Here is a 13,082-nt window from a genome sequence, read left to right on the forward strand (position 1 = left end):
GAAAAGTAATGGTATCGTTTTTTAGGCAAAAAAAACCCATACAGACCTCAGGACACGAAAAATCTGTATGGGTAAGGTTTACGGTCTACTCAGTAACAACGTGAATAAGCGTTGCCTGGCACTCATTCACGTTAGCGCTACTGGGCAGCACTGTTAACTCTTTAGGTTTTGCAGGTAGAATGCCAACTTTTTAAACTTTAAAATTCAAACACATAGAGCAATTTAGAAAATATGACTAATCAGTCATGGTTTTACTCTGGTGCAAGTGCACCACAAGCAAGCACTTAGTAAAGAAGATGCTTCACTATTATTGGCTAAAATTTAGCAGTTTCTCCTTCATCGCCATTCAAGTACAATTTCTCCTTTAAAAGATGCATTACACATTTACGGTCAGGAGCAACAATGTTAACCGCCCAACAACTCGCCACCATGCTTTCTCTTCAAGATAAAATGAACGCCAAAGTAAACCCAGACTGGCTAAATGCAGGATATGGATACTTGCGTGCAGCTATGGTTGAGTCTGTTGAAGCCATTGAACATCACGGCTGGAAATGGTGGAAAGCACAGAAAAAAGACTTGCCTCAGCTTCAAATGGAGCTCGTGGACATTTGGCATTTTGCGCTGAGCGCATGCATTATTGAATATAAAGGTGATATCAGTGAGTCAGCCAAAAGTATTGCGGCTGAGCTGGCAAGTGGCAATACTCAAGTGACCTTCGATGGTAAAGACTACGACGCATCTAATCAGTCCCTTCTTGATAATTTAGAATTAATGACAGGCCTATGCGCCGCTAAGCGCTTCAGCGTTCCACTCTTTATGTTTATCGTGAGCCAATGCGAAATGTCGGCTGACGAGTTGTATCGTCAGTATGTTGGCAAAAATGTTCTCAATTTCTTCCGTCAAGATAACGGTTACAAAGAAGGAACATACGTCAAAGTATGGGAAGGACGTGAAGACAATGAGCACTTAGTTGAAGTCATGGATGCACTTGATTTGACTAAACCCGAGTTTAGCGATTTAGTGTACGAAGGCTTGCGCGCACGCTACCCTTCTTAAACTTCCCTTAGGCATGATAAAGATTCATTCCGATAGCGTATTAGGCTTAGGTTTTAGGTGCGCATAGTAGACAGTGCTGAGTGGAGACTTGAGGTGCGAAAGGAATAGGCTGTTTAACGCCCGGCAGTATTCATAAGACTACTACGAAAAAGCTCTGTCCAAGGACAGAGCTTTTTTAATCTAGCCAGAAAAATACAGCTAAACGGGCGATTACGCGTCAACCCACACCAATTTATCGCTGTAATTACCTTGTATAATGTCAACAAATCGCTCTTCTAGCACATGGCGCTTAACCTTAAGCGTCGGGGTAAGTAAATCGTTCTCAATACTCCATTCGTTTTTCATTACTACAACGCGGTCCATTACCTGGTGGCTTTCTAATTTAGCGTTGATAGCTTCAAACGTTTTCTTAAGGCTAGCTTCAATACTGGCTTTGTCTTTCTTTTGCGCTTCCTCACTCAACACCAAAAGCGCAACTGGTTGGGGTAAGTTAGTGCCCGTCACACACACCTGTTCAACAACAGGGTTTTCCATAAATTTAGCTTCAATGGGTGCCGGTGTAACATATTTACCCTTCGCCGTTTTAAAGATGTCCTTCAAACGACCAGTAATTTTAACGTAGCCATCGTTATCTATGACGCCTTTGTCGCCAGTGCGCAAGTAGCCGTCTTCGGTGAACACTTCGGCGGTTTTATCAGGCTCTAAATAATATTCCAGCATGTTGCATGGCGACTTAACCTGAATTTCGCCTTCCTCTGATGTACGAATATCGACACCGTTATAAGGCTTACCGATACAACCAATTTTGTCATGTCTGAAAGGTACACTACCAGTACCGTAGGCACTGTTTTCAGTCATCCCCCACCCTTCAGAAATGTAGATACCGATTTTCGCAAACCACTCAATAACAGCTGGCGCCAATGGTGCAGAACCGCTCGCCCATAAGCGCGCATTATTTATACCCAAGCCGTTTCGAATCTTCTTGGCAACGATTTTGTTGAGGAAGGGTATTTTGAGCAAAGTATCTAGTTTTTTCTGCGGCATTTTCGCTAGTACGCCCATTTGGAATTTCGTCCATAGGCGAGGCACAGAAATAAACAGCGTAGGCTGGCAATGACCTACATCTCGTTGGAAGGTAGCTAAGTCTTCCACAAAATGAATTTTTCCACCGCTATAGTAGCTTGAAAGTTCTACAAGCACGCGCTCTGTAATATGTGCAAGAGGCAGATAACTCATAGTGCGATCGTTTTCGTTGATGCCTAACTGATCCAATGAACGCCGGGCTGCCCAACAAGCCGTGTTATAGCTGTGCACCACTCCTTTTGGCTGCCCCGTACTTCCGGACGTGTAGATAATCGTCATCATGTCGTCCATGTCAGGCACAGGTGAATCCGAGATTGGCGCTATATCCATGAACTCTTTCCACTGCTGTTTGGTCGCAATGTTTGGATAAGGGAAGGCAACAGTTAGATACTCTGAAGGAATTGAGGCTACCTGTTCGGCAGTATTATCAAGCTTTCCTACAAACAACAACTGTACATCAGCGTGTTTCAGCACATACTGAACCGTATCAGGGCCGGCTGTAGAGAAAATAGGTACCGACACGTGACCTGCCATCATTATGCCCAGGTCGACAATAAACCACTCTGCACAGTTTTTAGAAAAGATACCAATGCGGCTGCCTTGTGGGAAATCTAATTCACGCAAACGTGCCGCCACCTTTCGGGCTTGCTCCGCAACTTGTTTCCAAGTGTAGTCGTGATATTCACCGTTGATTGGCTGCGTAAGAAATACGTCGTTGCCACGTTTTTTTTCCCAGTGGTACAACATACTTAATGGCGATGTTATTACTTCCGTGGTATTTGCGTTTACTGTCATGTCTAGCGGCATAAGTCACTCATATGTTGTTATAATGTAGCTCATTTTTACAATGATTTCACAGACTCCTAATAAGCCTTATTTTTTATTGAAAAACAAGCTTTTTAAACGAGCGTTTACATTATTTGCGATGAATAACAACAATTTGAGCGCTAAATTTAGTTTTTTTATACATGCGGCTTTTTACTCTTTATGATTGTTTAACGTTAAAAGCCGCTACTAATTACGTTCACTCAGACCAATTTTTAAACAAAATAGGTACTATTTCATCTGCTGTGCATGGCTTTGCGTAAAAATACCCTTGATGGAAGTAGCAGGCCTTTTCGATAAGTTCATCAACTTGTGACTGTGTTTCAACGCCTTCTGCAACACAACTCATCTTTAAATTAGTTGCGAGCGCGATAGTCGTTGTTACTAAGGCTTCGTTGGCATTACCCGGAGCCATCTCATTAACGAAGCTTTTATCAATTTTTAGTACCGACAACGGGTAACGTTTTAAATAGCTTAGCGATGAGTATCCAGTTCCGAAGTCGTCTAACGCTAAAACAAAGCCTTCTTTTACGAACCGCTCAATCTGCCGTAAAGCATTATCGCTATCGTCCATCAATACGCCTTCCGTGATCTCAAATCTAAATGCCTCTTTTGGTAAACCAAACTCGCTCAACAGGCTAAGTACCCCGCTTAAGTCGAACTCAGTTTTAAAGTGGAGGGCAGATAGGTTTATTGACACATAACCGTCAAAGCCTTTTTCATACCACAAAGACAAATCTTGAGCCGCGCGGCGCATGGCTTGCCTTGTCACTTCAATGATGTATTTAAGCTCTTCTAAAACTGGAATGAACTGATCGGGGAACAGCGGCTCCTCGTCTAACCTTCCCCGAAGCAGCAGTTCTACCCCAATCGTTTTATTAGTTCTTGCATCTATGATGGGCTGGTAATGATTAAAGAAGCAGTCATCTGAATAAGCGCGTTTTACTTTGTTTTCTATCTGCAAGCGCGTTTTTGCGCGTTCATTCATATCACTTGTGAAATAAGTAAAACCGCTCAACGCATCTTTTTTAGCGCTGTACATAGCAACATCAGCTTGCTTGATAAGCTCGGCAGGTTCAGACGCATCTTCCGGATAAAAAGCAACGCCAATACTACAAGATACACGAAGCACTTCTTCAGCCAATGAAATAGGTGTTTCTACCGATTCAATAATTTGCGCTACAAATGAACTTAAATCATCGTCGGCGCGCACCTCTTCAATAACAATCACGAACTCATCGCCACCAAGACGCGCAACCGTACCCGACTCTGCCACCAGGTTTCGCATTCTATTAGCGACAATACGTAGAAGTTTGTCGCCATAATCGTGACCTAGAGAATCATTGATGCCTTTAAATCTGTCTAGGTCAACAAACATCACAGCTACACGATGCCCATGATGACGCGCAAGCCCTATGGCGTGCTCAAGTCTATCGAGTAGTAACGTCCTGTTAACCAAGCCGGTAAGACTGTCGTAGGTGGCAATTTTAAGCAGCTTGCGTTCTGCATTTTTTTGCTCGGTAATATCAGATATAACAATCAGATAGTGTTCTGCGTCATTAGTTTCGCCACTTACTGCTGTTATATCTATCAAAACGTCGTAACGTTTTCCGTCAGCACCATCAATAGCGGTCTCATCTTTCCAAAAGTCACCGCCTTGCATTTCGGGTAACTTACCCGATAGGTGTCGATTAAGGTTGGGATAACGCAGGTAAAGGCGAGCTAACTGTTTAGGAAGTGGCTCCCTGTTATTAAATCCAAACACTTGCTCAAAGGCAGGATTAGCGGCAACTAAACGCTTATTTTTATCAAAAATGAGTACCCAATCCCGAGTTTGTCTAAACGCATCGCTAAATAAGGTAACCTGTTGTTGCGCCTTCTGAAGCCTAAACAGGTGACGTTGTCTAGAGAGTAAATAAGCCACTAAAAGGCCAACAATAAGCGTGGCATATAAGGAGTAAGCCAGTGGTGAACGAAGTGGAGCATAAGGCATGGAGAGCGTGATTTCTGCCGGCAATACGTTAAATTCGAAGCTACCTGGAGTCGGCGCCACGGTAAAAACATAGTCGCCAGGCTCTATATTGGTAAAGGTTATTTTCGCATCGTCGGTAACGCCTTCTGTTACCACGCGGTCACCGTTAAGAAACTTATAGTAATATTTAACTTTACCTATTCCCGACATAGCGAGCGAAGAAAAGTGAATGGTTAACCCGTAGTCTTCATAGTCTAAATTAAAGTGGTGACCACTTAAGTTTTTTAAGGGCTGGCTAAGAGCTCGATTGTCTACTGCAACTTCAGTAATGGCCGTTTTTTTGCTCAGCATGCTTTTCTCTGTATCTAAGCTTTCAAGCTGCGAGGCCGAAAATACAACGGCTCCACTTGTTGAACCATAGGCGAGCCTTCCATCATTAAGTTTTAGCGAAGCACCTTGGTTAAATTCAGAAACACTTAGCTCACGACCATATATGAAATTTTTGATTTGGGCAGTGGAAGGATCGTACCGATGAAGGCCTTTATGCGAGCTAAACCAGATGTTCCCAAACTCATCTTTTTGAAGCCCATACACTATGTTTGATAACAAAATATTAGTGTCGTTTAAATTGTATAGGGGTTCGAATGTATCGGCATCGACACCAATCAAACCGACGCCACTATAGGCAAGCCATAACACGCCCATATCATCAATGACCCAAGACGATATTGAGCGCTCGTTTCCTCGCTGCGACTCTGGGAAACGATAAACAAGTTCATGTCGCGAAGTCTCAGGATCTATTAACCACAAGCCTCCTTTGGTAGCCAAGAACAACCTATTGTTGTGATAGGAAGACTGCCCTATAAAGCCATAAGAGAAATTGATGTCGAAAACTCGTGAGTCTAAATTAAGTGGAGAGATGGCTTTATTTTCGACGTCATACTTAAAAAAACCCTCATACCCAATAAAGTACAAAACATCGTTATCAGACAGAACCATGCCGGGAATATAAGTATCGAAGACAACATCATCTCCGCCACTAAGTACTTCTGGGCGAGATATTTCCTCTGTCTTCGGGTCGAATAGTCGGATGCCCTCATAAGTACTCACGAACAGCTTTTCGTTTTCCAAAGGAATAATTTTATCTACCGCTCCCTTACCATAAACTTTGGTATCAAAATAAAGAAACTTGTCAGATGTTTTTGTTGTGAAGTCATAATGATTTAGCCCATTGTCAGTACCTATCCATATTTTATTGGGCTCGGTTTCCGCGAAAGTCCACACTACGTGACTAGTTAAAGCGCTTTCTGCTCCCGCTCGCTCGTTCTGAATGGTAGATATATCAGCACTTTTAACACCGAAGTATAAAGCGCCTGCGTAGACAGAACTCATCCACAAGTTATCAGTTTCGTCTTTTGCTATTGCTGTAATTTTCTTATTTGAGATTTCAGTGAACCCATTATTGGGCTCTAAAATGTGTTCGCTCTCCCAATCGTCTGACACCTTAACTAGTCGATACAGACCCTTGTTAGTTCCCATCCAGAATGCATTGTCCTTGTGCTGGACCATTGTCCACACATTTCTATTATTGACTACCCGATCAAATACACTCTTTTTAGCGCCGTTGACTTGCGCTATAAAATCTTCTTTTTGTGCGACGAATACGCCAAGTACCGTTGAAATCCATACTCTGTTTTGTTCATCCAACAGCAGAAACTTCGCATTGATGTTGTCAATATTCTGTGGTGTTTCACCTAAGTAATCTAAGCTAACCAGAGGCTGTTCTGTATCGTGTATATTTTTTACATAAGCGCCTTTAGATGTTGCTACCAGCAAAGTATCGTCAATAGTAATAGCAGCGCGAATGATATGATTATTTTCCAAAAGCTCAGTAGGTAGCTTAGCAAGGCGAGTTAATTTCTTTTCTTTAGTATCAAATAGCTGAACTTCTTCGTGAAGCGCGATGACCAATTTATTAGTAGTGTACCAATGGAATGTCTGGGCGTGTTGAACCATACCTTCAATATCGTGGTAACTCGTAGGCTCTATTTGAACGACTTTTTGGGTAGTTAAATCTAGATAGTAATTACCCTTGCCAAAAATACTAAACCAAAGCCCTTCGGAGCCTTGCAGCGCTAATCTGTGAATTGAAGCATCAAGTAGCGTGTTAGTAGAATCCGTTATCCGTTTTGTTCTAACGCCGTCCCAGCGCACTAATCCACCTTCAGTGGCAATCCACACAAACCCATCGTCACTTATTACAATGTCGTTTACGACATCTTGAGGCAGTCCATTTTTTGTCGAAAGTGATTGGAAAACCGGGTTGGTAAGCCGTGGAGAAGCCTCTGCATAAATACAAACAGTAAAAGCCAAAAGAACCAGGTAGGATAAAAACTTCATCACAAGTTGTTCGCATAATTTAAATTTTTATTATGCAATTAAGTGTACCAGAATGTTCGAAACATGGGCAGTTTCAAAAAAAGGTTTTTACACTTCCTTAAGATACCGCTATCGCATTGAAATTAATAAACTAATTACACTAGATACAAGAAGTTTAAAAACGCAAAAAGTAAGTCTTAAAAGGATTAAAGAATGATTAAATTATGCCAGGACTTTTTCTTTCTTCCCTACTTTTTTCGAAAAGTTTAGTCCTGTTGGACTGGCACCCGCCCCACTGGAACAACTTGGCGGCGAATGCTGGGCTGAGGAGATAACCGATACAAATCGCCATTTTGTCCCACGTAGTGTTTCATTACCCCGCACGCCTTAGCAATATCTGCATGTGCCTGTAAATGCTGATGCTCACCATGCACCGGTATAGCAATTTTAGGTTTAACCCAGTGGTACATAAGTTTAAGTTCCTCAGCGCAAGGATGGCCGCTGGCATGAATAGGCAAGGCGCTATCCTCGCTGTGAATTACAGTAACCCCTTTCGCCGATAGCGCTTTACTTAAACGCCCTACACTCTCTTCGTTACCAGGGATCACAATAGAAGAAAATATAACAGTGTCGCCTTTGTCCAAAGTTAAGTGTGGATGATTATCGCGAGCTAAACGCGCCAAGGCTGTATTTTTCTCGCCTTGACTTCCTGTTGCTACCGCTAAAACTTCATGTGGGGGCAAGTAACCCAAGTGCTGAGGGTCAGTTATTGGTAAATCATCAGGCCAAATACCTTGCTGCTTTGCAATACCATACATGTTTAATAATGAACGTCCGTACAGCGCCATGTAGCGCTTCGTTTGTTTAGCAATTTTAGCTAACGAAATAAGCCTAGCTATGTTACTGCCGAAGCACCCGACTACCACCCGCCCTTTAAGCGGCGAAATAGTACTGAGTAAACCGTCATAACAATTTCTTTCGGAAATGGAAAACCCAGGCTTTGGCGCATTGGTAGAATCGCCGACTAACGCAAGGATGTTTTCGTTCCCTAGTTGCTTATAAAGGTTTACATCAAAGGGTAATCCAGTAATGGGGTTAGCGTCGATTTTCCAATCAGCAGTGTGTAGAACAGTGCCTGCAGGTGTTGTAATTTTGAGCGCAAAAGGCTCAGGCAAAGAGTGTGTGATAGCCAACCAATTGACGTTAAAGGGACCAATTTGGCGGGTGTCACCAGCCTCTACTTCAACAATAGGAATACGATTGGCAAGCTTGCTCCTAGCTAGCTTGCGCCTTAACACCTCGGCAGTAAATGGGGTAGTGAAAATCGGCGTTTGAAATCGCTCCCAGAGGTAAGGGATAGCGCCCACATGATCCTCATGAGCGTGAGTGATCACAATGCCGGCCAATGAATCTTTCTGCTTCGCGATAAAAGTCGGATCAGGTGCTACTACTCGATGCGTAGCACCCTTAGGCGGAGCGACGCTGCCTACTGAAGCGTCAGTTTTGTAGTTCGGAACAAGGGGCTCATCGAATGACACCCCACAGTCCACCATCAACCATTGACCATTGTGTCCGTATAAATTTAGATTCATACCAATTTCGCCTGTCCCTCCTAAGGGGACAAACCACAAATCATCAATGTTTGGGTGTAACAAAGCGTATACTGCCTTTTTTAAAAATTAGAAATTAGCTAAGAAAGCGATAGATGCATGCTAAGTCGTGTTACTCGTGCAGTTCTACATTTAACTGATCGATAACCTCAGCCCATGCAGCATCTTCTACGATAGCATCTTTCAAAAATGCGGACTGACTTTCGCTCCAGTACGGTGCCTCGTGCAAGTGCTGGCTTTTGTTTAGTCCTCTATGTGTTTCGAAAAACTCTGCAATTTCTTCGTCTGAACTTCCTAGACCAAGTTGACTAAATAGGCTGTTCATTGTGGGTTGTTCAGTAAACATAACGCCTCCTTTGGGTTATCTGATAACAAGAGACATAGATACAATGAACGGTCTATGATTAAACTGCCGCTCAATTGTCTCTATCTGCTTACTAAATAACTACCCCAGGCTCTTTGCTTAAGATCACCCGTAACTTTTGAACTTACAGTGTCTTGAGCAACATGTTATAGGTACTCAGCAAACTCTTGTGGCGAAATGACCTCACCTTCTTCAGCAGGAACAGGACAAACTATAACCATGAGTTCGTCTTGCGTCATACCTGGAACCCATTTGGTTAGAAACTCTTCAGTACTGAGTTCCATTGCTTCACAGTGAGCCCAATCTTCTGTAGCCCACAAAAGCGCAAGTTCAGCGTCTGGCCAAACCGGAACACCATCTTCTTCGTCAGTGGTTAGCATAACGCAACCATGTTCATCTTTAAGGATAAACAATTTCTTATCAGATTTAATCGTGGCCAGGCTAGTTTCTAAGCGTTGAAAAGCGTTTTTTTCTAATAAAGGATGTATTTGAGACATAGTACTCTCTTTTAAACTCTGTCGTTGATGCGCCATATATGATTGGCATTTGCGCAAAACCTCTCGGTTGCATTTAACTTACTGTAGATACGCTGTCTATTATCTCTGCAAGGCCCACGCGTCGTATTTGCTTCATGCTGTGTATGTATAACCTTAATGGTACATTTTCAAGGGTTCTTATCTTAACCACGTTAATATGGGCCGGTATCTGCTTTTCTATATTGGTGGGCAGCACGGCTATTCCCCCTTCGCTAAGTAAGTTATTTAGCGCAAGATTAAGCGAATTAGTCCTTAACTTTGCATCGCGAAGCTGCGGGTAGGCGGTAAGAAGCCAGTCTCTCGCTTTGGTACCCCAGTCAATGGCTACAAAATCAGCAGCATTAACAGCATCGGAAATTTCACCTACACGGTATAATGCTATTTCGTGTTCCATCAAAACCTCGCTATTCACTTCTTCAGACTTAAGCGGCTCAGTAGAAAAAGCGAGATCTGTAACTCTTTCATGTAGTTGACGTGACAGTGAGTCGAGCGTCAAAACTTCTGCCTTTACGGAATAGTCAGGAAATGAGTTGTGAAGGTGGCTTAGCATTGTGGGCAACAGTAATTCGCTGGCAAGCTGTGTTGCCCCGCAAACCACATACTCAGATGATTGTATTTGCAGCTCTTGTTTGGCTTCGTTAAGCGTGGCACACAATTGCCTAGCATAGGGTAGCAGCTTTTCTCCAGACTGCGTGAGCTGAATACTGTTACGCTGTCTAATAAATAGCGTTGTGTGGAAGTATTCTTCAAGCAACTTTATTCTAGCACTAACGGCAGATTGAGTGAGGTAGAGGTTTTCAGCGGCTTTACCAAAGTGACGAGTTTTTGTCACCTCTATAAAGGTGGTGAGAAAGCGTATATCCATGCTTGATGTACAACCGAATTGAGTTGGTTCTAAACTGACACAGATAATACGGTAAGTAAATACAAATGCACAGAAGCGCACCGCTTTAATCGGTGCGCTTAATTAAAAAATCATCAACTCGCTGAATTAATACTCTTCTTGATGTAAACGTCGTTGTTTTTCACGACGTTGGAGGTCACGCTTCTGCTTTACTTTAACAGTGCTTTGACGTTTGGAATTTGATTTTTTTGCGTGAAGATCTTCCTCTTCTACCGAGTCCCATTCATCACGCTGGTAACGATAGTCTTTACTCATTGACTTCTCTGGGTTATGAACACGTTTCAATTATCATCCTAAGCCGAAAAATAGAAAACGAATTTTAATCATCGTAGCGACAAGAATTTTTGATGGCATTTTTACTGTATTTTCACAGGTGCACTTCGCCAACACATGTTTCACTTTTGTAACAAATTTCCCACCGCAAAAACTTGTCTAAAAAGTCGGATATATTGATAAATTTCATCAGGTTAAAAAAGGTAGACTCTCGTCCTATTGCTTATGAGAGAGCCCATTCGCGGCAATATTCTTATTAGATTCCATTACTTTTTGACCCATTAAAAATTTTTTATTGATAAGGAAAAAATCTTTTGTTTTATCTTCGGTTATATTTATTTTAAAAGTGCGCTGAACAAAACAATACGTTGGGTACAACATGAAAAGTTTAGCTATTCGACTATCTGCAAAACCATATATCGACCGTCAAAAGTTTCCCTATGGATTTCGTAAATCAGGTGACTTCAGTATCACTGAAGCCGATCTTCTAACTAACTACGGCAAGACTTTATTAGGCCTCGAAAACGGTGAACTTTCGCCAGAAAGTGAAGATGAGCAACACTTCGTTTCGTTCATTAATGGCAAAGTTGAAGCAGTAAATAACCTCGAAAAGGCATGGGCAAAATATGTGAGACTGGCAAGAGGGAAAAAACATTTTTATACCCTTCATAGCAGTGCTAGTAATCAATCAGAATACGATGATGATTATTCTGATGAAGAGTTTGATGTAGCCTAACCCTAAAACATACCAGTCAACGTTAAAAAGCTCGCTCAGGCGAGCTTTTTTGTTTTAAGCGATAAATGATCTCAATCAAGGTTAAGCAAGAAGAAAATGAAGAAAGGTTAAGGACTGTCTACACTTAGAGTATTAAAGAGTGACGTTAACTAACAATAACTGTCGCTCTATACAAAGAGCCCTAGCAAAGGAGGCGCAACGATGATCATTAGTTCAAAACAGCTTACTCACTTTTCTATTCATGCCGTTGATGACAAAGTAGGCGGCGTTCGCGATATTCTTTTTGACGATGAAACGTTTACCGTACGTTATCTGGTTGCAGATACAAATACGTGGCTTCCGCTTAGCAGAAAAGTGGTTATTTCTCCCATTGCCGTGACAGAACTAGATAGCAGTGATGACACTGTTCATGTAAATATGACTGTTGAAAAGTTAAAGAACAGCCCATCGATTGATGAACATAAGCCCGTGTCTCGAGAGTATGAGGAGAACCTCTTTAAATATTTCGGCTACGGCTACTACTGGATTGGGCCAGGAGCATGGGGAGAGTTTGCACATCCCAATGAGCTTGTTGAAATACAGCAAGCGGAAGAATCTGAAACACTTAACCCTAAGAAAACAAGTAATCACTTGAGGGCTGTTGGAGAAGTGGGAGGCTATGAGGTTGCCACGACTACCGACAATGTTGGGCACATAAGCAACTTCATAATCGACACGCGAAGTTGGAAAATAATAATGCTGGTGGTCGATACCAATAATTGGCTTCCAGGGGGTAAACACTTGGCGCTATTACCGGGGGATATTGAAAATATTGATTGGGCCGCACACAGTGTCGCGGTCAACCTAAGCCATGATGAATTAGTCAATAGACCAGAAGTAGATAGTGATAGAATTCCAGAAGAAGATTACATCGCCGTGTTGTGCAAACAACTGGATAAATAGTTTTAGATATGGATTTGAAGGAATGTTAAACGATACAATGTCCGCTATGTGGCGGACATTGTTGTTTTAATGATAATTAAGAAAAACCTACTCGCAGAAGAATTCGTCCATCAACGCAATAAGTCGTTTAACACGCTCATCCGCAAGTCGATAGTAAATTGTTTGGCCTTCCCTTCTGGTAGCTACCATTTTTGATTCTCGCAATAATGCGAGGTGTTGAGAAATCACGGGCTGTGAAACATTGACTACCTCTAGAAGCTCGGTTACCGACTTTTCCTCTTTCAACAATGAACAAAGCACCATGAGACGTGTTTTGTTCGCAAATTGTTTAAGGAAGATTTCAGCTTCCACCGCATGTTCCATAATATCATCTGAACCTATTACCATATCCTCAGACATAAG

General features: G+C 42.3%; 11 protein-coding genes. 3 read left to right on the forward strand and 8 right to left on the reverse strand.

Features of this window, described 5'->3' with window-relative positions:
* The first annotated feature begins 402 nt into the window (after nt 1-402).
* Nucleotides 403-1,056, forward strand: a complete 654-nt coding sequence (locus ACYTPF_RS08655) for a dUTP diphosphatase (RefSeq protein ID WP_179983719.1) — start codon at nt 403-405, stop codon at nt 1,054-1,056.
* Between the two features lie 210 nt (nt 1,057-1,266).
* Here ACYTPF_RS08655 and ACYTPF_RS08660 read toward each other — a convergent pair whose 3' ends face one another.
* From ACYTPF_RS08660 to ACYTPF_RS08690, 7 genes are all read right to left on the reverse strand, one after another.
* Nucleotides 1,267-2,946, reverse strand: a complete 1,680-nt coding sequence (locus tag ACYTPF_RS08660) for an AMP-binding protein (protein WP_179983720.1) — start codon at nt 2,944-2,946, stop codon at nt 1,267-1,269.
* 217 nt (nt 2,947-3,163) lie between these two features.
* A complete protein-coding gene (locus tag ACYTPF_RS08665; RefSeq protein ID WP_461851933.1) occupies nt 3,164-7,336 on the reverse strand; it encodes an EAL domain-containing protein in 4,173 nt (1,390 codons plus the stop codon).
* A gap of 245 nt (nt 7,337-7,581) precedes the next feature.
* Nucleotides 7,582-8,970 (reverse strand): ribonuclease J, encoded by a 1,389-nt coding sequence (locus tag ACYTPF_RS08670; protein WP_461851934.1) that lies wholly within the window; start codon nt 8,968-8,970, stop codon nt 7,582-7,584.
* Nucleotides 8,971-9,037: 67 nt separating this feature from the next.
* On the reverse strand, nt 9,038-9,271 hold the full coding sequence (locus tag ACYTPF_RS08675; protein ID WP_179983722.1) for a DUF2789 domain-containing protein: 234 nt from the start codon (nt 9,269-9,271) through the stop codon (nt 9,038-9,040).
* A gap of 164 nt (nt 9,272-9,435) precedes the next feature.
* Nucleotides 9,436-9,786: a DUF2750 domain-containing protein gene (locus ACYTPF_RS08680; protein WP_179983723.1), complete on the reverse strand. Its 351-nt coding sequence runs from the start codon at nt 9,784-9,786 to the stop codon at nt 9,436-9,438.
* Between the two features lie 73 nt (nt 9,787-9,859).
* Entirely contained in the window at nt 9,860-10,690 is an 831-nt protein-coding gene (locus tag ACYTPF_RS08685) for a LysR family transcriptional regulator (protein WP_179983724.1), read from the reverse strand.
* A gap of 126 nt (nt 10,691-10,816) precedes the next feature.
* Nucleotides 10,817-11,014, reverse strand: a complete 198-nt coding sequence (locus ACYTPF_RS08690; RefSeq protein WP_179981859.1) for a hypothetical protein — start codon at nt 11,012-11,014, stop codon at nt 10,817-10,819.
* Nucleotides 11,015-11,381: 367 nt separating this feature from the next.
* On the opposite strand from ACYTPF_RS08690, the gene ACYTPF_RS08695 reads away from it, so the two are divergent.
* A complete protein-coding gene (locus tag ACYTPF_RS08695) occupies nt 11,382-11,738 on the forward strand; it encodes a MaoP family protein (protein ID WP_461851935.1) in 357 nt (118 codons plus the stop codon).
* Between the two features lie 201 nt (nt 11,739-11,939).
* Nucleotides 11,940-12,680 (forward strand): PRC-barrel domain-containing protein, encoded by a 741-nt coding sequence (locus ACYTPF_RS08700; RefSeq protein WP_461851936.1) that lies wholly within the window; start codon nt 11,940-11,942, stop codon nt 12,678-12,680.
* A gap of 87 nt (nt 12,681-12,767) precedes the next feature.
* Here ACYTPF_RS08700 and ACYTPF_RS08705 read toward each other — a convergent pair whose 3' ends face one another.
* Entirely contained in the window at nt 12,768-13,079 is a 312-nt protein-coding gene (locus ACYTPF_RS08705) for an ArsR/SmtB family transcription factor (protein WP_179983727.1), read from the reverse strand.
* Between the last annotated feature and the right edge of the window lie 3 nt (nt 13,080-13,082).

Source organism: Alteromonas sp. HB246098 (assembly GCF_054890645.1).

Excerpts from the sequence above, each read along its gene's own strand:
- ACYTPF_RS08655 (WP_179983719.1), top strand. The coding sequence starts at position 403 with ATGTTAACCGCCCAACAACTCGCCACCATGCTTTCTCTTCAAGATAAA.
- ACYTPF_RS08660 (WP_179983720.1), bottom strand. The coding sequence starts at position 2,946 with ATGCCGCTAGACATGACAGTAAACGCAAATACCACGGAAGTAATAACA.
- ACYTPF_RS08665 (WP_461851933.1), bottom strand. The coding sequence starts at position 7,336 with ATGAAGTTTTTATCCTACCTGGTTCTTTTGGCTTTTACTGTTTGTATT.
- ACYTPF_RS08675 (WP_179983722.1), bottom strand. The coding sequence starts at position 9,271 with ATGTTTACTGAACAACCCACAATGAACAGCCTATTTAGTCAACTTGGT.
- ACYTPF_RS08680 (WP_179983723.1), bottom strand. The coding sequence starts at position 9,786 with ATGTCTCAAATACATCCTTTATTAGAAAAAAACGCTTTTCAACGCTTA.
- ACYTPF_RS08685 (WP_179983724.1), bottom strand. The coding sequence starts at position 10,690 with ATGGATATACGCTTTCTCACCACCTTTATAGAGGTGACAAAAACTCGT.
- ACYTPF_RS08695 (WP_461851935.1), top strand. The coding sequence starts at position 11,382 with ATGAAAAGTTTAGCTATTCGACTATCTGCAAAACCATATATCGACCGT.
- ACYTPF_RS08700 (WP_461851936.1), top strand. The coding sequence starts at position 11,940 with ATGATCATTAGTTCAAAACAGCTTACTCACTTTTCTATTCATGCCGTT.
- ACYTPF_RS08705 (WP_179983727.1), bottom strand. The coding sequence starts at position 13,079 with ATGTCTGAGGATATGGTAATAGGTTCAGATGATATTATGGAACATGCG.